A 19,277-nucleotide genomic window follows, 5' to 3' on the forward strand; every position below is an offset into this window, starting at 1 on the left:
TGGCGGACGTGCTCGGGGGCTGCGCCCGGCGTCGTCCGAGAACAGTTTATCGGTCGGGCTCCGCCACCGGGTCACCTGTCTCGCCTCTCGGGAGCCCTGTGACCTGCGGCACGTGCATTCTGCCCAATGGCCGTCGCTGTCCGCCAGGGTCGCCACGCCCCAATGTGCGAGGTTCGAGCGAGACGTGACGCGAATGGCACTGTCAGTCGAGCCGGTTCGCGACCAGGTCCCACACCGTTTCGGCCAGGGCTTCCTTCGGGCCGTACGGCACCGGGGTCTCGCTGCCGTCGGCTCCCAGCACCACGGCCTCGTTCTCCTCGGAGCCGAAGGTCTTGCGCTCCCCCACCTCGTTCACCACCAGCAGATCGCATCCCTTGCGTGCCAGCTTGGCGCGGCCGTTGGCGAGGACGTCGTCGGTCTCGGCGGCGAAACCGACGACCACCTGACCCGGCCGGGGACGGTCCGCCGAGATCTCCGCGAGGATGTCCGGATTACGCACCAGGACGATCGGCTCGGGCTCCTGACCGTCCTTTTTCTTGATCTTGCCGGATACGTACGTCCGGGGTCGGAAGTCCGCCACGGCGGCCGCCATCACCACGACGTCGGCGTCCGGTGCCGCCTTGAGCACCGCCTCGCGCAGCTGGACCGCCGTGCCGATCCGGACGACGTCCACGCCGGCGGGGTCCGGCAGTCCGGTGTTGGCCTCGATCAGTGTGACCCGGGCGCCCCGCGCGGCGGCCGTACGGGCGAGGGCGTAGCCCTGTTTGCCGGAGGAGCGGTTGCCGAGGAAGCGGACCGGGTCGAGGGGTTCGCGGGTGCCGCCCGCGGTGACGACGACGTGCCGGCCGGCGAGGTCGGGCTCGGTGACGCCCCGGGCCAGCACCCGGCGGCAGATCTCGAAGATCTCCGCGGGGTCCGGCAGGCGTCCTTTGCCGGTGTCGACGCCGGTCAGCCGGCCCACGGCGGGGTCGATGACGAGTGCGCCCCGGCGGCGCAGCGTCGCCACGTTCTCCTGGGTGGCCGGGTGTTCCCACATCTCGGTGTGCATGGCGGGGGCGAAGACGACGGGGCAGCGGGCGGTGAGGAGGGTGTTGGTGAGGAGGTCGTCGGCGAGGCCGTGGGCGGCCTTGGCCAGCATGTCGGCGGTCGCCGGGGCCACGACCACGAGGTCGGCCTCCTGTCCGATGCGGACGTGCGGCACCTCGTGGACGCTCTCCCAGACCTCGGTGGAGACCGGGTTGCCGGAGAGCGCGGACCAGGTGGCGGCGCCGACGAAGTGCAGCGCGGCGTCGGTCGGCACGACCCTCACGTCATGCCCGGACTCGGTCAGCCGGCGCAGCAGCTCGCACGCCTTGTAGGCGGCGATCCCACCGCTGACCCCCAGAACGACCTTCGGCTTGCCCACTGTGCCTCCCCGCACTCGGAAAACGTCCGACTCCGTACACGTCCGACTCCATGACACACCACAGGCCCGGCAGGAGCACTGCCGGGCCTGTGGAAAAACCTACCGCGATCTGCAGATATGACTTACGCGGGGCCCTCGACGGCCTCGGACGTCAGCAGACCCGCGTTGATCTCGCGCAGGGCGATCGAGAGCGGCTTCTCGTGCACGTGGGTGTCGACGAGAGGACCGACGTACTCGAGGAGACCCTCGCCGAGCTGCGAGTAGTACGCGTTGATCTGGCGAGCACGCTTGGCCGCGTAGATCACGAGGCTGTACTTCGAGTCGGTTGCCTCGAGGAGCTCGTCGATCGGCGGGTTGATGATGCCCTCGGGCGCGGAGATGGAAGAGGACACGCTCTACCTTCCGATGGATGGGAAAAGATCGGTCGTGATCACAGAAAACGGACAGAGGCCGTGATCACACAACATCCATCAAGGCTAGCAGCTCGCGGGCCACGTCCTCGACGGAGGTGTTGACCAAGGTCACGTCGAACTCCGGCTCGGCCGCCAGCTCGATCTTGGCCGCCTCCAGACGGCGTTCGATCACCTCGGGCGGTTCGGTGCCCCGCCCGGTGAGCCTGCGCACCAGCTCCTCCCAGGAGGGCGGAGCCAGGAACACCAGCTGGGCGTCCGGCATGGTCTCGCGGACCTGCCGTGCGCCCTGGAGGTCGATCTCCAGCAGGACCGGCTCGCCCCGCTCCAGGCGTTCGAGCACGGCGGCCCGGGGAGTGCCGTAGCGGTTACCGGCGAACTCGGCCCACTCCAGCAGTTCGCCGTTGGCGATCAGCTTGTCCATCTCCTCGTCGGTGACGAAGAAGTAGTGGACTCCGTGCTGTTCGCCGGGGCGCGGCTTGCGGGTCGTCGCCGACACCGAGAGCCAGACCTCGGGGTGTGCCTTGCGCATATGGGCGACGACCGTGCTCTTGCCGACCCCGGAGGGGCCGGAGAGCACGGTCAGCCGCGGACGTTCACTCATGCAGCGATTATTCCAGCAATCCCGGACTGCCCGGGACTCCCTACCCGGAGGACCCGGGGATCAGGAACCGGTGCTGCCGAACTCACGCTCCAGGGAAGCGATCTGGTTGGAACCGAGGCCGCGTACACGACGGCTCTCGGAGATGCCGAGTCGCTCCATGATCTGCTTGGCGCGGACTTTGCCCACGCCCGGCAGGGACTCGAGCAGCGCGGAGACCTTCATCTTGCCGATGACGTCGTTCTCCTGGCCCTGCTTGATGACCTCATGCAGGGAGGCGCCGGAGTGCTTGAGTCGATTCTTGACCTCGGCCCGCTCCCGGCGAGCCGCGGCGGCCTTTTCGAGCGCGGCTGCGCGCTGTTCAGGGGTAAGGGGCGGAAGAGCCACGCCTACGTCACCTCGGATGTCGAACTGTCGGATACGGACCGGTGAGGAACCTAGTCGCCCCACACCTGGGGAGCCACGAGCAACACGCTTGCCCGTTCACCCTGCTCGGAGACTAGCGGCCAAGTCCGCCAGAGTCAGCGAGAACAGCGGAAAAGTCCTGGTCAGCCTCCCTGGAGTCGGACATTACCGGCATATCGGCCCGGATTTGAGAATGTATTCAGACTCAAGCCGTCCGGTTCCCGCCCCTCGGGCACTCATCGGAGGTCTCGGGCTACGCCGTAGCGGTGCGGATCTGGTTCGCGAAACGATCCGAGGCGTCACGCAGAGCGACGATGCCGGGACCGTGACGAAGGACACCCCGACTGACGTTCGGGACCACATTGCGCACGGCGGCACCGAAGACCGCCGGGAGATCGGCCGGCGTCGCCCCCTGGGCACCGATCCCGGGCGCGAGGAGAGGTCCGTCGATGTCCAGGTCGTACGACGAGAGGTCACCCAGCGTGGCGCCGACGACGGCGCCGAAGGACCCCAGGGGCTCCTCCCCCGCGTTCTCGGCGGCCAGGTGCGCCAGGATGGTCGCGCCGACGTTCCGCCCGTCGGCGCGCACCGCGTGCTGCACCTCGCCGCCCTCCGGGTTGGAGGTGAGCGCCAGCACGAACAGTCCGGCGCCGTTCTCGCGGGCCAGGTCCACGGCGGGCTTCAGGGAGCCGTAGCCCAGATAGGGCGAGACCGTCAGCGCGTCCGAGAACAGGGGCGCGTCCTTGTGCAGGAAGGTCTCGGCGTAGGCGGCCATGGTGGAGCCGATGTCACCGCGCTTGGCGTCCATGACGACCAGCGCGCCCGCCGCACGCGCCTCCTGGACGGACTTCTCCAGTACGGCGATACCGCGCGAGCCGAACCGCTCGAAGAACGCGCTCTGCGGCTTAAGGACGGCCACCCGGTCCGCCAGCGCCTCCACGACCGTGCGGCTGAAGCGCTCCAGGCCGGCGATGTCGTCGTTCAGGCCCCAGTCGGTGAGCAGGGAGGAGTGCGGGTCGATGCCGACGCAGAGCGGCCCGCGCTCGTCCATGGCACGGCGCAGCCGCGCGCCGAAGGACTCGGTCATACGGTCTTCCTCACATCGGCGCCGACCGCGTCGGCGAGGGTGGCGTACGGGCTCGTACGGAGGCGGGCGGCGAGGCCCTTGTGGACGGCGCGCGCCCAGAAGGGGCCCTCGTAGACGAAGGCGCTGTAGCCCTGGACCAGCGTGGCGCCCGCCAGGATGCGCTGCCAGGCGTCCTCGGCGTCCCCGATGCCTCCTACGCCCACCAGGGTGATCCGGTCGCCCACGCGCGCGTAGAGGCGGCGCAGGACCGCCAGGGAGCGGTCCCTGACCGGGGCGCCGGAGAGACCGCCGGTCTCCTTCACCAGGGAGGGTTCGGATGTCAGACCGAGTCCCTCGCGCGCGATGGTGGTGTTCGTGGCGATGATTCCGTCCAGGCCGAGTTCCACGGCGAGGTCGGCGACGGCGTCGACGTCCTCGTCGGCGAGGTCCGGCGCGATCTTCACCAGCAGCGGGACGCGGCGCGTGCGGACCGTGCGGTCGGCGGCCTCACGGACGGCCGTCAGCAGCGGGCGCAGCGCCTCCGTGGCCTGGAGGTTGCGCAGCCCGGGCGTGTTGGGCGAGGAGACGTTGACGACCAGGTAGTCGGCGTAGGGCGCGAGGCGCTCGGTGGACTTCACGTAGTCCCCGGCGGCCTCCTCCTCCGGGACGACCTTGGTCTTGCCGATGTTGACGCCCACGACCGTCCTGAAGACGGGCGTACGGGAGGCCAGGCGGGCGGCGACGGCGAGCGAGCCCTCGTTGTTGAAGCCCATGCGGTTGATCAGCGCGCGGTCGGGGACCAGCCGGAACAGCCGCTTCTTGGGGTTGCCGGGCTGGGCCTCGCCCGTCACCGTGCCGATCTCGATGTGGTCGAAGCCGAGCATCGACATCCCGTCGATCGCGACGGCGTTCTTGTCGAAGCCGGCGGCCAGCCCGAACGGGCCGTGCATGCGCAGTCCGAACGCCTCGGTGCGCAGTTCCTCGTAGCGGGGTGCCAGGGCGGCCGCGACGAAGGTGCGCAGGACGGGGACGCGGGCGGCGAGGCGGATCCAGCGGAAGGCCAGGTAGTGGGCCTCCTCCGGGTCCATCCGTTTGAAAACCAGACGGAAGAAAAACTTGTACATGAGTCAGTGTCCTCTTGGAGCCTCGGTGAGCCTCATGCGGAGGGGGACACCGTTTCCGGTGTCCCCCTCTGGGCTGCTAGTCGCGGGCCGCGATCAGGTGTTCCGCGTGTTCCTGCAGTGAACGGACGCCCACGTCGCCGTGGTTGAGCGCGTCGATGCCCTGGACGGCCGCGGCGAGCGCCTGGACGGTCGTCAGGCACGGCACGGACCGGGCCACGGCCGCCGTACGGATGTCGTAGCCGTCGAGGCGGCCACCGGTGCCGTACGGGGTGTTGACGATGAGGTCGACCTCGCCGTCGTGGATGAGCTGGACGATGGTCTTCTCACCGTTCGGGCCGGTGCCCTCGGACTGCTTGCGGACGACGGTGGCGTTGATGCCGTTGCGCCTGAGCACCTCGGCCGTGCCGGACGTGGCGAGCAGTTCGAAGCCGTGGGCGACCAGCTCACGGGCCGGGAAGATCATCGAACGCTTGTCGCGGTTGGCGACCGAGATGAACGCGCGCCCCTTGGTCGGCAGCGGCCCGTACGCGCCGGCCTGCGACTTGGCGTACGCCGTGCCGAAGACCGAGTCGATGCCCATGACCTCGCCGGTGGAGCGCATCTCCGGACCGAGGATGGTGTCGACGCCGCGCCCGTGGATGTCGCGGAAGCGCGACCACGGCATGACGGCCTCCTTGACGGAGATCGGCGCGTCGAGCGGCAGCTCACCGCCGTCGCCGTTCGCCGGAAGCAGCCCCTCCGCCCGCAGTTCGGCGATGGTGGCGCCGAGCGAGATCCTGGCGGCGGCCTTGGCCAGCGGTACCGCGGTCGCCTTCGAGGTGAAGGGGACCGTGCGGGAGGCGCGCGGGTTGGCTTCGAGGACGTAGAGGATGTCCCCGGCCATCGCGAACTGGATGTTGATCAGACCGCGTACCCCGACGCCCTTGGCGATGGCCTCGGTGGAGGCGCGCAGGCGCTTGATGTCGAAGCCGCCGAGGGTGATCGGGGGCAGCGCGCACGCCGAGTCTCCGGAGTGGATACCGGCCTCCTCGATGTGCTCCATCACACCGCCGAGGTAGAGCTCGTGGCCGTCGTACAGGGCGTCGACGTCGATCTCGATCGCGTCGTCGAGGAAGCGGTCGACGAGGACCGGCCGGGAGGGGCTGATCTCGGTCGACTCGGCGATGTACGACTCCAGGCGGGCCTCGTCGTACACGATCTCCATGCCGCGTCCGCCGAGGACGTACGACGGACGGACCAGGACCGGGTAGCCGATCTCGTCGGCGATGGCCTTGGCGCCGGCGAAGGTGGTCGCCGTGCCGTGCTTCGGCGCGGGGAGCCCGGCCTCGGCGAGGACCTGGCCGAAGGCGCCTCGGTCCTCGGCGGCGTGGATGGCCTCCGGAGGGGTGCCCACGACCGGGACGCCGTTGTCCTTGAGCGCCTGCGACAGGCCCAGCGGGGTCTGGCCGCCGAGCTGGACGACGACGCCCGCGATCGGGCCGGCCAGCGACTCGGCGTGGACGATCTCCAGCACGTCTTCGAGGGTCAGCGGCTCGAAGTACAGACGGTCGGAGGTGTCGTAGTCCGTGGAGACGGTCTCCGGGTTGCAGTTGACCATCACGGTCTCGTAGCCCGCGTCGCTGAGCGCGAAGGAGGCGTGGACGCAGGAGTAGTCGAACTCGATGCCCTGGCCGATGCGGTTCGGGCCGGAGCCCAGGATGATCACGGCGGGCTTCTCGCGCGCGGCCACCTCGGTCTCCTCGTCGTACGAGGAGTAGAAGTACGGCGTCTTCGCCGCGAACTCGGCGGCGCACGTGTCGACCGTCTTGTACACCGGGCGCACGCCCAGCGCGTGCCGGACCTCGCGGACGACGTCCTCGCGCAGTCCGCGGATCTCACCGATCTGCTGGTCGGAGAAGCCGTGCCGCTTGGCCTCGGCGAGCAGGTCGGGGTCGAGCTTGTCGGCGGCGGCCAGCTCGTCGGCGATCTCCTTGATCAGGAAGAGCTGGTCGACGAACCACGGGTCGATCTTGGTGGCCTCGAAGACCTCCTCGGGCGTGGCGCCCGCGCGGACGGCCTGCATGACGGTGTTGATGCGGCCGTCGGTGGGCCGGACGGCCTCGCGCAGCAGTTCCGCCTTGTCGCCGGGCTCGCCGACGAACGTGAACTGGCTGCCCTTCTTCTCCAGCGACCGCAGCGCCTTCTGCAGCGCTTCGGTGAAGTTGCGGCCGATCGCCATGGCCTCGCCGACCGACTTCATGGTCGTGGTCAGGGAGGAGTCGGCGGACGGGAACTTCTCGAAGGCGAAACGCGGGGCCTTCACGACGACGTAGTCGAGCGTCGGCTCGAAGGAGGCCGGGGTCTGCTCGGTGATGTCGTTCGGGATCTCGTCGAGCGTGTAGCCGACGGCCAGCTTCGCGGCGATCTTGGCGATCGGGAAGCCGGTCGCCTTGGAGGCGAGCGCCGACGACCGCGACACACGCGGGTTCATCTCGATGACGATCACGCGACCGTCCTCGGGGTTCACCGCGAACTGGATGTTGCAGCCGCCGGTGTCGACACCGACCTCGCGGATGACGGCGATGCCGATGTCCCGCAGGATCTGGTACTCGCGGTCGGTGAGCGTCATCGAGGGCGCGACCGTGATCGAGTCGCCGGTGTGGACGCCCATGGGGTCGAAGTTCTCGATGGAGCAGACGACCACGACGTTGTCGTTCTTGTCGCGCATCAGCTCCAGCTCGTACTCCTTCCAGCCGAGGATGGACTCCTCCAGGAGCACCTCGGTGGTCGGCGAGAGGGTCAGGCCCTGGCCCGCGATGCGGCGCAGCTCCTCCTCGTCGTGCGCGAAGCCGGAGCCGGCGCCGCCCATGGTGAAGGAGGGGCGGACGACGACGGGGTAGCCGCCGAGCGTCTCGACGCCCGCGAGCACGTCGTCCATGGAGTGGCAGATGACCGAGCGGGCGGACTCGCCGTGCCCGATCTTGGCGCGGACGGCCTCGACGACGTCCTTGAAGAGGTCGCGGTCCTCGCCCTTGTTGATGGCCTCGACATTGGCGCCGATCAGCTCGACGCCGTACTTCTCCAGCGTCCCGGCCTCGTGCAGCGAGATGGCCGTGTTGAGAGCCGTCTGACCGCCGAGGGTCGGCAGGAGGGTGTCCGGGCGCTCCTTGGCGATGATCTTCTCGACGAACTCCGGGGTGATCGGCTCGACGTACGTGGCGTCGGCGATCTCCGGGTCGGTCATGATCGTCGCCGGGTTGGAGTTCACGAGGATCACGCGCAGGCCCTCGGCGCGCAGGACGCGGCACGCCTGGGTGCCGGAGTAGTCGAACTCGGCGGCCTGGCCGATGACGATCGGGCCGGAGCCGATGACCAGGACGGACTGGATATCGGTGCGCTTAGGCACGCTGGCCCTCCATCAGGGATACGAAGCGGTCGAACAGGTAGGCGGCGTCGTGCGGGCCCGCTGCCGCTTCGGGGTGGTACTGGACGCTGAAGGCCGGCCGGTCGAGGAGCCGGAGCCCTTCCACCACGTTGTCGTTGAGGCAGACGTGGGAGACCTCGGCGCGGCCGTAGGGGGTCTCGGAGACCTGGTCGAGCGGGGCGTCGACGGCGAAGCCGTGGTTGTGCGCGGTGACCTCGACCTTGCCGGTCGTACGGTCCTGCACCGGCTGGTTGATGCCCCGGTGGCCGTACTTCAGCTTGTAGGTGCCGAAGCCGAGCGCGCGGCCCAGGATCTGGTTGCCGAAGCAGATGCCGAAGAGCGGGGTGCCGCGCTCCAGGACCGCCCGCATGACGGAGACGGGGTGGTCTGCGGTGGCCGGGTCGCCGGGGCCGTTGGAGAAGAACACGCCGTCGGGGTTGACGGCGTACACGTCCTCGGCCGTGGCCGTGGCGGGCAGTACGTGCACCTCGATGCCGCGCTCGGCCATGCGGTGCGGGGTCATGCCCTTGATGCCGAGGTCGACGGCGGCGACGGTGAACTTCTTGGTGCCGATGGCGGGGACGACGTACGTCTCCTTGGTGGCGACCTCGGCGGAGAGGTTCGCGCCCTTCATCTCGGGGGCCTCGCGGACCTCGGTGAGCATGATGCCCTCGTCGGGCAGCGCGTTGCCGGAGAAGATGCCGACGCGCATGGCGCCGCGCTCACGGAGGTGGCGGGTGAGGGCGCGGGTGTCGATGCCGCTGATGCCGACGACGCCCTGGGCGCGCAGTTCGTCGTCCAGGGAGCGCCGGGAGCGCCAGTTGGAGGGCACGCGCGCGGGGTCGCGGACCACGTATCCGGAGACCCAGATCTTCTTCGACTCGGGGTCCTCGTCGTTGACGCCCGTGTTGCCGATGTGCGGGGCGGTCATGACGACGACCTGGCGGTGGTACGACGGGTCGGTGAGGGTCTCCTGGTAGCCGGTCATCCCGGTGGAGAACACGGCCTCGCCGAAGGTCACCCCCACGGCCCCGTAGGCACGGCCGCGGAACATCCGGCCGTCCTCCAGGACGAGTACGGCGGGAACCCTGGTGGCTCCCCGGGTGGAGGTCGTCATCGTGCGCCTTCCGTTTCCGTCTTGTTGATCATCTGGTTCAGGGTCGCGACCCACTCGTTGTGCTCGGCCGCGCGGTCGGAGCGGAATCCGGAGTCGAGCAGCCTGCCGCCGTGCTCCCAGGTGACGACCAGCAGTCCGCCCTCGGTGAGGACCTTGCCGGCGATGCCCTTGTCGAGCCGGGCCTCGCGCAGGGCCGCGAGGGGGACGAAGAAGTCCGTGGCGCCCGGGCGTACGACGTCCAGGCCCGCGTCCGTCAGCGTCAGCTCGACCCGGCTGCGGGTGCCCAGGCCGTGCGCCACGATCCGGTCGAGCCACTGCCCGGCGGTGGTGGAGCCGTGGTACCGGCCGCTCATGCCCAGTCTGACTTCACCGGGCTGGTCCGGCGCGGTGGGAAGCTCCGGCAGGTCGCTCTGGAGCGTGCCGCGCCACTTCCAGCCCTCGCGCATCAGCCAGTAGACGAGGGCGACGAAGAGGGCGAGTCCGACGACCCAGCCGATCCGCGCGGCCCAGTCGGTGACCTCGGCCGATTCCTTCTCGGCGGCCAACAGAATGAGAGGTGTCACGTGAGCTTCCCGTCGACGAGCGTGGCCTTGCCCCGCAGCCACGTGTGCGTGACACGGCCCGGCAGCTCGCGGCCCTCGTAGGGGGTGTTGCGGCTGCGCGAGGCGAAGCCCGCGGGATCCACCGACCCACGGTATGCCGTGTCGACGAGCGTGAGGTTGGCGGGCTCACCTGCCGAGACGGGACGTCCGTGACCGGCCGCCCGGCCGATCTCGGCCGGCTTGACGGACATGCGGTCCGCGACGCCCGCCCAGTCGAGCAGACCGGTCTCGACCATCGTCTCCTGGACCACGGACAGCGCCGTCTCCAGGCCGACCATGCCCATGGCGGCCGCGGCCCACTCGCAGTCCTTGTCCTCGTGCGGGTGCGGGGCGTGGTCGGTGGCGACGATGTCGATCGTGCCGTCGGCGAGCGCCTCGCGCAGCGCCAGCACATCGCGCTCGGTGCGCAGCGGCGGGTTGACCTTGTAGACCGGGTTGTACGAGCGCACCAGTTCGTCGGTGAGGAGGAGGTGGTGCGGGGTGACCTCGGCGGTGACGTCGATGCCCCGGGACTTCGCCCAGCGGACGATCTCCACCGACCCGGCGGTCGAGAGGTGGCAGATGTGGACACGGGAGCCGACGTGCTCGGCGAGCAGGACATCCCGGGCGATGATCGATTCTTCGGCCACCGCCGGCCAGCCGCCGAGGCCCAGCTCGGCGGAGACGACGCCCTCGTTCATCTGGGCGCCCTCAGTCAGCCGGGGCTCCTGCGCGTGCTGGGCGACGACGCCGCCGAAGGCCTTCACGTACTCCAGGGCCCGTCGCATCATCACGGCGTCGTCGACGCACTTGCCGTCGTCGGAGAAGACGGTCACGCCCGCCGCCGACTCGTGCATGGCGCCCAGCTCGGCGAGCTTCTTGCCCTCCAGGCCGACGGTGACGGCGCCGATGGGCTGCACATCGCAGTACCCGTGCTCCTGGCCGAGCCGGTAGACCTGCTCGACCACACCGGCGGTGTCGGCGACGGGGAAGGTGTTGGCCATGGCGAAGACGGCCGTGAAGCCGCCGGAGGCCGCCGCGCGCGTGCCGGTCAGCACGGTCTCGGAGTCCTCGCGGCCGGGCTCCCGCAGATGGGTGTGCAGGTCGACCAGGCCCGGCAGGAGCACCTTGCCGTCGGCCTCGACGACCACGGCGTCCTCGTCGGAGAGCCCGACACCGATCTCCGCGATGATCTCGCCGTCGATCAGGACGTCCTGCGGCTCGCCGCCCAGCACCTTCGCACCACGGATCAGGATCTTGCTCATCGTCTTACTTCTCCTCGGTGGTGCGGGTGTGGGTGACGGCGGGCTCGTTCCCGCCCAGCAGCAGGTACAGCACGGCCATCCGGATGGAGACGCCGTTGGCGACCTGCTCGACGACGGTGCAGCGGTCGGAGTCGGCGACCTCCGCGGTGATCTCCATGCCGCGGACCATCGGGCCGGGGTGCATCACGATGGCGTGCTCGGGCATCCGCGCCATGCGGTCGCCGTCGAGGCCGTAGCGCCGCGAGTACTCGCGCTCGGTCGGGAAGAACGCCGCGTTCATCCGCTCCCGCTGCACCCGCAGCATCATCACCGCGTCGGACTTGGCGAGCGTGCTGTCGAGGTCGTACGAGATCTCGCAGGGCCAGGTCTCGACGCCGACCGGTACGAGGGTGGGCGGGGCGACGAGGGTGACCTGGGCGCCGAGGGTGTGCAGCAGGTCCACGTTGGAGCGGGCGACCCGGCTGTGCAGGACGTCGCCGACGATCGTGATCCGCTTGCCGGACAGGTCCTGGCCGAGTCCGGCGTCCCGGCCGACGAGGCGGCGGCGCATGGTGAAGGCGTCCAGCAGGGCCTGGGTGGGGTGCTGGTGGGTGCCGTCCCCGGCGTTGATCACGGCGGCGTCGATCCAGCCGGAGGTCGCCAGGCGGTACGGGGCCCCCGAGGCGCCGTGCCGGATGACGACGGCGTCGACCCCCATGGCCTCCAGCGTCTGGGCGGTGTCCTTGAGGGACTCGCCCTTGGACACGCTCGATCCCTTGGCGGTGAAGTTGATGACGTCCGCGGAGAGGCGCTTCTCGGCGGCCTCGAAGGAGATCCGGGTGCGGGTGGAGTCCTCGAAGAAGAGGTTGACGACGGTACGGCCGCGCAGGGTCGGCAGTTTCTTGATCGGCCGGTCGGCGACCCGGGCCATCTCCTCGGCGGTGTCGAGGATCAGGACGGCGTCGTCACGGGTGAGGTCGGCGGCCGAGATGAGATGACGCTGCATCTTTCAGGCTCCGTAAGGCAGTTCGGGAGATTACGGGCAGTCAGGGGCATCGCGAAGGGACGTACGGCACGGGGCCGCACGCGCGCGTGCTACTGCTGGGCGGTCCGCTTCGCACCGAGCAGGACGGTGTCCCGACCGTCTTCCTCGGCGAGCTGGACCTTGACCGTCTCCCGCAGCGACGTGGGGAGGTTCTTGCCGACGTAGTCGGCGCGGATGGGCAGTTCGCGGTGGCCCCGGTCGACGAGGACCGCGAGCTGGACGGCGCGCGGGCGGCCGATGTCGTTCAGCGCGTCGAGGGCCGCGCGGATCGTCCGGCCGGAGAAGAGCACGTCGTCGACGAGGACGACCAGACGGCCGTCGATGCCGTCACCGGGGATCTCGGTGCGGGCCAGCGCACGCGGCGGGTGCATGCGCAGGTCGTCGCGGTACATGGTGATGTCGAGCGAGCCGACCGGGATCTTGCGGTCGGTGATCTCCGCGAGCTTGGCGGCGAGCCGCTGGGCGAGGAAGACGCCCCGGGTCGGAATGCCGAGGAGCACCACGTCGTCGGCGCCCTTGGCGCGTTCGACGATCTCGTGGGCGATGCGGGTCAGTACGCGGGCGATGTCGGGCGCTTCGAGAACGGGCCGCGCATCGGACGACTGCGGGTCCCGCGGATCCTGGGGATCCTGTCGCGGGTCTTGCGGATCTTGCTGCGGGTCTTGCGAGTCCATAAGAAACGGACCTCCTTCTCCGCCTCACGGGACGGACCTTAAAGGACGTCGGAATTGCGCCGTCAACGGTAGCAGGCCCCCGAAACGCCCCTGATCACCCCCCTGGCGCAACGGAACACGGTTACCACGGAAGAGTCGGTCCGGACCATTCGGCTTGACGGGGCAGAGTCACGCTGCGTAACCTCACAGTGAGTCACCAGCCTTCGTCCGGGGAGCTATATGTCCAGCGAATACGCCAAACAGCTCGGGGCCAAGCTCCGGGCCATCCGCACCCAGCAGGGCCTTTCCCTCCACGGTGTCGAGGAGAAGTCCCAGGGACGCTGGAAGGCGGTCGTGGTCGGTTCGTACGAGCGCGGCGACCGCGCCGTCACCGTGCAGCGCCTCGCGGAGCTGGCGGACTTCTACGGGGTTCCCGTGCAGGAGCTTCTTCCCGGTACGACCCCCGGTGGCGCCGCCGAGCCGCCGCCGAAGCTCGTCCTTGACCTGGAGCGCCTGGCGCACGTGCCGGCCGAGAAGGCGGGCCCGCTGCAGCGTTACGCGGCGACGATCCAGTCCCAGCGAGGTGACTACAACGGCAAGGTGCTCTCGATCCGCCAGGACGACCTGCGCACACTCGCCGTCATCTACGACCAGTCCCCCTCGGTCCTCACCGAGCAGCTGATCAGCTGGGGCGTCCTCGACGCGGACGCGCGCCGCGCGGTCTCCCACGAGGACAGCTGACGCCTGCGGGCAACGCCCAGCAGAAACGTGCCGCCGGGGTGACCCGAACCGATTGGTTCGGGTCACCCCGGCGGTTTCTTTGGCTTGTCATACGGCGCCTGGTCGCCGAGGGCGGCGGCAGTGCCCTGAAGGGGCGCGGGGAACTGCGCGACCAGCCACGGACAACCCGCGGCCAGGTCCGCACAGCACCCCCTACGGCGCTCCCTGCTCGGCCGTCCTTCAGTCGGCTTCCCTGCGGAGCGAAGACTTCAGGTCCTTCAGACGGCCCAGCAGGCCGTTCACGAAGGACGGCGAGTCGTCCGTGGAGAACTCCTTCGCCAACTGCACCATCTCGTCCAGCACCACGGCGTCCGGGGTCTCGTCGACCCAGATCAGCTCATGGGCGCCGAGCCGCAGGATGTTGCGGTCCACGACCGGCATACGGTCGAGCGTCCACCCCACCGAGTACTGCGCGATCAGCTCGTCGATCCGCTTGGCGTGCTGCGCATAGCCCTCGACCAGCTGCATGGTGTATTCGCTGACCGGGGGCTGCCGGTTGTCGCTGTGGGCGTGCCGGATCCAGTCCGCGAGGACGGTCAGGACGTCGACCCCGCGCTGGTCGCCCTCGAAGAGGATCTGGAAGGCGCGCTTACGGGCCGTGTTACGGGCAGCCACGGTTAGCTGTTCACCCGGCCGAGGTAGTCGCTCGTACGGGTGTCGACCTTGATCTTCTCGCCGGTGGTGATGAAGAGCGGCACCTGGATCTGGTGGCCGGTCTCCAGGGTGGCGGGCTTGGTGCCACCGGTGGAGCGGTCGCCCTGGACACCCGGCTCGGTCTCCTGGATCACGAGCTCGACGGCGGCCGGCAGCTCGACGAAGAGCACCTCGCCCTCGTGCTGCGCGACGGTGGCGGTGAAGCCCTCGATCAGGAAGTTGGCGGCGTCGCCGACGGCCTTGCGGTCGACCATGAGCTGGTCGTAGGTCTCCATGTCCATGAAGACGAAGTACTCGCCGTCCATGTAGGAGAACTGCATGTCGCGCTTGTCGACAGTGGCCGTCTCGACCTTGACGCCGGCGTTGAACGTCTTGTCGACGACCTTGCCGGAGAGCACGTTCTTGAGCTTGGTGCGCACGAAGGCCGGGCCCTTGCCGGGCTTGACGTGCTGGAACTCGACGACGGACCAGAGCTGGCCGCCTTCGAGCTTGAGCACCAGGCCGTTCTTGAGGTCGTTCGTGGAAGCCACGGTTGCGGAATCTCCTGGACTGACGTGGACGACCCCGGGCCACGCGCACAGCCGATGAGCTAGAGCGCGAGCAGCTCCTTGGTCGTGATGGTGAGTAGCTCGGGTCCGCCGTCCGCCTCGGGGCGTACGACGAGCGTGTCATCGATCCGGACACCGCCCCGGCCCGGGAGGTGGACCCCCGGTTCGACGGTGACCGGCACACAAGCGTCCAGTTTACCCATGGCCGCGGGGGCCAACTGCGGGTCCTCGTCGATTTCGAGTCCGACCCCGTGTCCCATCAGCACCGGGAGGCCGTCACCGTACCCCGCGGAGTCCAGGACCTGGCGGGCCGCGCGGTCCACGGCGCGGTAGGCCGCACCGGGGGCCAGGGCCTCCCGTCCGGCGCGCTGGGCTGCGAAGACCAGGTCGTACAGCTCGATCTGCCAGTCGGCGGGAGAGGTGCCGATCACGAAGGTACGGCCGATCTCACAGCGGTAGCCGCGGTACGTGGCGCCCAGGCAGACGGAGAGGAAGTCGCCTTCCTCGACCCGGCGGTCGGTGGGGATGTGCCCGGGGCGGCCGGAGTTCTGGCCGGTGCCGACGGAGGTGGTGAAGGCCGGGCCGTCGGCGCCGTGGTCGACGAGGCGGCGCTCCAGTTCCAGGGCGAGGTGGCGTTCGGTGCGGCCGACGAGGATCGATTCGAGCAGTTCGCCCAGTGCCTGGTCGGCGATCTCCGCGCCGATCCGCAGACAGGAGATCTCCTCCTCGTCCTTGACCACTCTCAGCTGCTCGACCGCCCCGCCGAGGTCGGCGAGCCGCAGCCGGGGCGCGACCGAGCGGATCGCGCGGTGGCGGGCCATGGTGAGGTGGTGTTCCTCGACGGCGAGGGACTCGGCGTGTACGGCTGTGGCCAGGTCGGCGGCCGCGACGGCGGGGTCGCCGCCGGGTGTCGGCAGCACCTGGACGCGTACGGCCTCGTCGGGCCGGCCCTCGCCGACCTCGCCGCTCGGCGGTGTGCCGCAGAGCAGGACGTCCTCGCTCCTCCCGAGCAGCAGCACCGCGCCCCGGGGCGCCGCGCCGGCGAGGTAGCGCACGTTGGCCGGGCGGGTCACGAGTGCGGTGGCGCTGCCGCTGGAGTGGCAGCGTTCTCTCAGCCGAGCGCGGCGGGCCGCGTACACCTCTGACATGTGCCGAGCGTATGAGCTTCGCTGGTGGGGCGCCGGTCGAGCGCGGCCGAGTGGGGGCCGGGGGTGCGGGGTGTGGGGGTGCGGCGCGGGGTTGTGTGCCGTGTGCGAGCCGGTGGGGGTTCTTCGCGCAGGCCCCGCGCCCCTGGTGGGGCGACGGGCAGATGGTCGAGTGCGGCCGAGTGGGGGCGCGGGTGCCGGGGGGTGTGGCCAGGGGTTGTGTGCCGTTTGCGGGCCGGTGGGGGTTCTTCGCGCAGTTCCGCGCGCCCCTTTGGGTTGGCTCAGGGTGACGTGTTTGTCAGTGCCGTCCGCTCGTCCCCGGCTACCACTTCGGGGGGCTTGCGATCGACCTTGCCAGGACCTCGTCCAGGACGCGGGCCGTGGCGGGGACGTCGAGCTGGGAGTTGTCGATGATCGGCAGGCCGGAGCCGTACCAGCCCGCCATCCGGCCGTGGATGCGGGCGACCTCTTCGTCGGTGAGGCGGCGGTTGCCCGAGCGCTCGGCGTTGCGTTCGAGGACAATCTCCAGGCCCGGCAGGAGGACGACGGGCAGCAGGCCGGGGCCGACGTGCCGCTTCCAGCCGCCGAGGCCGACGACGGGGCGGTCGGGGAAGACGGCGTCGTCGAGGATGCAGGAGATGCCGTTGGCCAGGAAGTTCCGCGCGGAGAAGCCGCAGGTGCGGCGGGCGAGACGATACTGCGCCTCGGAGTTGTCGTTCCAGCCGGACTGCGGGTCCGCGAAGCCCGAGCGCACCCATTCCCGGACGTCGTCCAGGCTGATGTGCGCGGTGGGCACCCGGCGGTGGTCCGCCCAGTACTTGGCGACGCTGGTCTTGCCGGCTCCGGCGGGCCCGATCAGCAGGACCGCGAGCGTGGTGGTCGTGACGTCGGGCGCGCCGGTGGCGGGCGCCGGCATGGTGACGGGGCCGCCCGGCGGCAGTTGCACGTGTCCGGTGGTGTCCCGAGGCACCCCGGGCTGCTGCGGAGCCGAGGTGGGCGGATGCCCAGGGCCCGCGGCGAAGCCAGGGCCGGGCGGAGGCGCCGACCCGGGAGGCGCGGCCGGGGGCATGGAACCGGGGGGAGCGGCCGGTGTGGGCGGGGCCATGGGCGCGGGCGGGGGTGGCGGCACAGGACCCGGGTGCGTGCCCGGAGGCGCCGGGTGGCCCGCTCCCGGATGGCCCGGAGGGTTCCCGCCCGGCGCTCCCGGGTGAGGAGGGGCCGGGTGTCCCTGGTGGTTCGCGGGCGGCGACCAGGGGGCCGCCGGGTCCTGCCCCGGCCGATGGGGCGGCGGCAGCGGAGCTCCCACTGCGTGCTGCATCCGGTGCCACTCCGTCTCGTACAGTCACATCGACACTGGCGGGCGGGGCCTTTCGACCCCGCCCTTACCGAACGGTACCGTCCCCGGCCTCCGTTTGGTGAACGGCCGGGGGCAGCCCGAAGTGCCCAAGTGGCCATGACCACAAGGCGAATCGGGCAAGTCCTGCCCGAGCGGGCGTTACTGGCCCACTTCGCCGTAGGCGGCCAGGAGGATCGCGGGGTCGGGCCCTTCCAGGACGGTGGGCTTGGCGAGACCGTCGAGGACGATGAAGCGGAGCAGGTCGCCGCGGGACTTCTTGTCGACCTTCATCGTCTCCAGCAGCTTGGGCCACTGGTCGTAGCGGTAGTGCAGCGGCAGCCCCACCGCTTCCAGGACCGTGCGGTGCCGGTCGGCGGTCGCGTCGTCCAACCTGCCCGCCAGACGCCCCAGTTCGGCCGCGAAATGCATCCCGACGGACACCGCCGCGCCGTGGCGCCACTGGTAGCGCTCGTTCTTCTCGATCGCGTGCGCCAGCGTGTGCCCGTAGTTGAGGATCTCCCGGCGCCCGGATTCCTTCAGGTCCCCGGAGACCACTTCGGCCTTGACCCGGATCGAGCGCTCGATCAGCTCCGAGGTGTGCGGCCCGGCCGGGGTGCGCGCGGCCTGCGGGTCGGCCTCGATCAGGTCCAGGATCACCGGGTCCGCGATGAACCCGGCCTTGATGATCTCCGCCAGCCCGGAGACGTAGTCGTTGACCGGCAGCGACTCCAGCGCCGCCAGGTCACACAGGACACCGGCCGGCGGATGGAAGGACCCGACCAGGTTCTTGCCCTCGGCCGTGTTGATGCCCGTCTTGCCGCCCACCGCCGCATCCACCATGGCGAGCACGGTGGTGGGAATGGCGATCCAGCGCACCCCACGCAGCCACGTCGCCGCCACGAACCCCGCGAGGTCGGTCGTGGCGCCGCCACCCACACCCACGATCACATCGGTACGGGTGAACCCCGACTGACCCAGCGCCTTCCAGCAGTACGCGGCGACCTCGGCGGTCTTGGCCTCCTCCGCGTTCGGCACCTGGATCGCGACCGCCTCGAAACCCTGCCCGGACAGATCCGCGCGCAGCGCCTCCCCCGTGCCTTCGAGCGCCTCGGGATGGATCACCGCCACCCGCTTCGCCCTGTTACCGATCAACCCACCCAGTTCGCCCAGGAGTTGACGCCCGATCAGGACCTCGTACGGCTCGGTACCCGCCGTACCGCCGACCTGGATACGGGTCACTGTCTCGCTCATGCTTCCTTCAACTCCAGTGCGTCCAGGGCCGCTTGGGTGACTTCCTCGGGCGTACGGCCGTCCGTGGCGACGACGGCCGTGGCGACCTCCTCGTACAGGTTCCGCCGGGCCTCCATCAACTCCCGCCACTGCTTACGGGGGTTGACGGCGAGCAGCGGGCGGGCCGCGTTGAGGCCGGTGCGCTTCACCGCCTCCTCGACGTCCATGGAGAGGTAGACGACCCGCTGCCCGGCCAGCAGGGCGCGCGTGTCGGCGTCGAGGATCGCGCCGCCGCCGAGGGCGAGGACACCGTCGTGGTCGGCCAGTGCCGTCCGTACGGCCTGCTTCTCGATGGCGCGGAAGGCGGCTTCGCCCTCGTCGACGAAGATCTCGGCGATGGCGCGGCCCTGCTCGGCCACGATGTCGTCGTCGGTGTCGCGGTAGGCGACACCGAGCCGCTCGGCGAGCAGCTGTCCGACGGTGGACTTGCCGACGCCCATGGGGCCGACGAGGACGACCAGAGGCACCGG

General features: G+C 70.2%; 19 protein-coding genes. 1 reads left to right on the plus strand and 18 read right to left on the minus strand.

The window, feature by feature from the left end; all coding sequences use genetic code 11:
• Positions 1-202: 202 nt before the first annotated feature.
• From coaBC to pyrR, 12 genes are all read right to left on the minus strand, one after another.
• A complete protein-coding gene (gene coaBC, locus ABT147_RS13825; protein ID WP_351405376.1) occupies positions 203-1,405 on the minus strand; it encodes a bifunctional phosphopantothenoylcysteine decarboxylase/phosphopantothenate--cysteine ligase CoaBC in 1,203 nt (400 codons plus the stop codon).
• 122 nt (positions 1,406-1,527) lie between these two features.
• A complete protein-coding gene (gene rpoZ, locus ABT147_RS13830) occupies positions 1,528-1,797 on the minus strand; it encodes a DNA-directed RNA polymerase subunit omega (protein WP_005485492.1) in 270 nt (89 codons plus the stop codon).
• A 64-nt stretch (positions 1,798-1,861) separates the two neighbouring features.
• Positions 1,862-2,419, minus strand: coding sequence for a guanylate kinase (gmk, locus tag ABT147_RS13835; RefSeq protein WP_351405379.1), 558 nt, complete (start codon positions 2,417-2,419; stop codon positions 1,862-1,864).
• A 60-nt stretch (positions 2,420-2,479) separates the two neighbouring features.
• The gene (locus ABT147_RS13840) at positions 2,480-2,803 is read right to left on the minus strand and encodes an integration host factor (RefSeq protein WP_003977346.1); all 324 of its coding nucleotides are present in this window, start codon (positions 2,801-2,803) and stop codon (positions 2,480-2,482) included.
• A gap of 271 nt (positions 2,804-3,074) precedes the next feature.
• The gene (gene pyrF / locus ABT147_RS13845; RefSeq protein ID WP_351405381.1) at positions 3,075-3,908 is read right to left on the minus strand and encodes an orotidine-5'-phosphate decarboxylase; all 834 of its coding nucleotides are present in this window, start codon (positions 3,906-3,908) and stop codon (positions 3,075-3,077) included.
• Positions 3,905-5,011, minus strand: coding sequence for a quinone-dependent dihydroorotate dehydrogenase (locus tag ABT147_RS13850; protein ID WP_351405383.1), 1,107 nt, complete (start codon positions 5,009-5,011; stop codon positions 3,905-3,907). Before ABT147_RS13850 ends, pyrF begins: the two co-directional genes overlap by 4 nt.
• Positions 5,012-5,087: 76 nt before the next feature.
• Positions 5,088-8,396: a carbamoyl-phosphate synthase large subunit gene (gene carB, locus ABT147_RS13855; protein ID WP_351405386.1), complete on the minus strand. Its 3,309-nt coding sequence runs from the start codon at positions 8,394-8,396 to the stop codon at positions 5,088-5,090.
• Positions 8,389-9,531 (minus strand): glutamine-hydrolyzing carbamoyl-phosphate synthase small subunit, encoded by a 1,143-nt coding sequence (gene carA / locus ABT147_RS13860; RefSeq protein WP_351405388.1) that lies wholly within the window; start codon positions 9,529-9,531, stop codon positions 8,389-8,391. The genes carB and carA overlap by 8 nt, the downstream gene beginning before the upstream one ends.
• Positions 9,528-10,094 carry a PH-like domain-containing protein gene (locus tag ABT147_RS13865; RefSeq protein WP_351405390.1) on the minus strand — a complete coding sequence of 189 codons (567 nt, stop codon included), beginning with the start codon at positions 10,092-10,094 and terminating at the stop codon, positions 9,528-9,530. Before ABT147_RS13865 ends, carA begins: the two co-directional genes overlap by 4 nt.
• Positions 10,091-11,377 (minus strand): dihydroorotase, encoded by a 1,287-nt coding sequence (locus tag ABT147_RS13870; RefSeq protein ID WP_351405392.1) that lies wholly within the window; start codon positions 11,375-11,377, stop codon positions 10,091-10,093. The genes ABT147_RS13865 and ABT147_RS13870 overlap by 4 nt, the downstream gene beginning before the upstream one ends.
• Before the next feature lie 4 nt (positions 11,378-11,381).
• Positions 11,382-12,362, minus strand: a complete 981-nt coding sequence (locus tag ABT147_RS13875) for an aspartate carbamoyltransferase catalytic subunit (RefSeq protein WP_351405394.1) — start codon at positions 12,360-12,362, stop codon at positions 11,382-11,384.
• 89 nt (positions 12,363-12,451) lie between these two features.
• On the minus strand, positions 12,452-13,075 hold the full coding sequence (gene pyrR, locus ABT147_RS13880) for a bifunctional pyr operon transcriptional regulator/uracil phosphoribosyltransferase PyrR (protein WP_351405396.1): 624 nt from the start codon (positions 13,073-13,075) through the stop codon (positions 12,452-12,454).
• A 219-nt stretch (positions 13,076-13,294) separates the two neighbouring features.
• On the opposite strand from pyrR, the gene bldD reads away from it, so the two are divergent.
• Positions 13,295-13,795: a transcriptional regulator BldD gene (gene bldD / locus ABT147_RS13885; RefSeq protein ID WP_007380685.1), complete on the plus strand. Its 501-nt coding sequence runs from the start codon at positions 13,295-13,297 to the stop codon at positions 13,793-13,795.
• 219 nt (positions 13,796-14,014) lie between these two features.
• Here bldD and nusB read toward each other — a convergent pair whose 3' ends face one another.
• From nusB to ABT147_RS13915, 6 genes are all read right to left on the minus strand, one after another.
• Positions 14,015-14,449, minus strand: a complete 435-nt coding sequence (gene nusB / locus ABT147_RS13890) for a transcription antitermination factor NusB (RefSeq protein WP_351405398.1) — start codon at positions 14,447-14,449, stop codon at positions 14,015-14,017.
• Positions 14,450-14,451: 2 nt separating this feature from the next.
• Positions 14,452-15,018: an elongation factor P gene (gene efp, locus ABT147_RS13895; RefSeq protein ID WP_033532566.1), complete on the minus strand. Its 567-nt coding sequence runs from the start codon at positions 15,016-15,018 to the stop codon at positions 14,452-14,454.
• Between the two features lie 59 nt (positions 15,019-15,077).
• Positions 15,078-16,184, minus strand: coding sequence for an aminopeptidase P family protein (locus tag ABT147_RS13900; RefSeq protein WP_351405400.1), 1,107 nt, complete (start codon positions 16,182-16,184; stop codon positions 15,078-15,080).
• A gap of 319 nt (positions 16,185-16,503) precedes the next feature.
• Positions 16,504-17,499, minus strand: a complete 996-nt coding sequence (locus tag ABT147_RS13905) for an AAA family ATPase (protein WP_351405403.1) — start codon at positions 17,497-17,499, stop codon at positions 16,504-16,506.
• 177 nt (positions 17,500-17,676) lie between these two features.
• The gene (gene aroB, locus ABT147_RS13910) at positions 17,677-18,768 is read right to left on the minus strand and encodes a 3-dehydroquinate synthase (RefSeq protein ID WP_351405405.1); all 1,092 of its coding nucleotides are present in this window, start codon (positions 18,766-18,768) and stop codon (positions 17,677-17,679) included.
• Positions 18,765-19,247 carry a shikimate kinase gene (locus ABT147_RS13915; protein ID WP_351405619.1) on the minus strand — a complete coding sequence of 161 codons (483 nt, stop codon included), beginning with the start codon at positions 19,245-19,247 and terminating at the stop codon, positions 18,765-18,767. Before ABT147_RS13915 ends, aroB begins: the two co-directional genes overlap by 4 nt.
• Positions 19,248-19,277: the final 30 nt, after the last annotated feature.

This window comes from Streptomyces sp. NPDC001868 (assembly GCF_040297125.1).
GTDB lineage: Bacteria > Actinomycetota > Actinomycetes > Streptomycetales > Streptomycetaceae > Streptomyces.

Excerpts from the sequence above, each read along its gene's own strand:
- gmk (WP_351405379.1), bottom strand. The coding sequence starts at position 2,419 with ATGAGTGAACGTCCGCGGCTGACCGTGCTCTCCGGCCCCTCCGGGGTC.
- pyrF (WP_351405381.1), bottom strand. The coding sequence starts at position 3,908 with ATGACCGAGTCCTTCGGCGCGCGGCTGCGCCGTGCCATGGACGAGCGC.
- ABT147_RS13850 (WP_351405383.1), bottom strand. The coding sequence starts at position 5,011 with ATGTACAAGTTTTTCTTCCGTCTGGTTTTCAAACGGATGGACCCGGAG.
- carA (WP_351405388.1), bottom strand. The coding sequence starts at position 9,531 with ATGACGACCTCCACCCGGGGAGCCACCAGGGTTCCCGCCGTACTCGTC.
- ABT147_RS13870 (WP_351405392.1), bottom strand. The coding sequence starts at position 11,377 with ATGAGCAAGATCCTGATCCGTGGTGCGAAGGTGCTGGGCGGCGAGCCG.
- ABT147_RS13875 (WP_351405394.1), bottom strand. The coding sequence starts at position 12,362 with ATGCAGCGTCATCTCATCTCGGCCGCCGACCTCACCCGTGACGACGCC.
- pyrR (WP_351405396.1), bottom strand. The coding sequence starts at position 13,075 with ATGGACTCGCAAGACCCGCAGCAAGATCCGCAAGACCCGCGACAGGAT.
- bldD (WP_007380685.1), top strand. The coding sequence starts at position 13,295 with ATGTCCAGCGAATACGCCAAACAGCTCGGGGCCAAGCTCCGGGCCATC.
- ABT147_RS13900 (WP_351405400.1), bottom strand. The coding sequence starts at position 16,184 with ATGTCAGAGGTGTACGCGGCCCGCCGCGCTCGGCTGAGAGAACGCTGC.
- ABT147_RS13905 (WP_351405403.1), bottom strand. The coding sequence starts at position 17,499 with ATGCAGCACGCAGTGGGAGCTCCGCTGCCGCCGCCCCATCGGCCGGGG.
- aroB (WP_351405405.1), bottom strand. The coding sequence starts at position 18,768 with ATGAGCGAGACAGTGACCCGTATCCAGGTCGGCGGTACGGCGGGTACC.
- ABT147_RS13915 (WP_351405619.1), bottom strand. The coding sequence starts at position 19,247 with ATGGGCGTCGGCAAGTCCACCGTCGGACAGCTGCTCGCCGAGCGGCTC.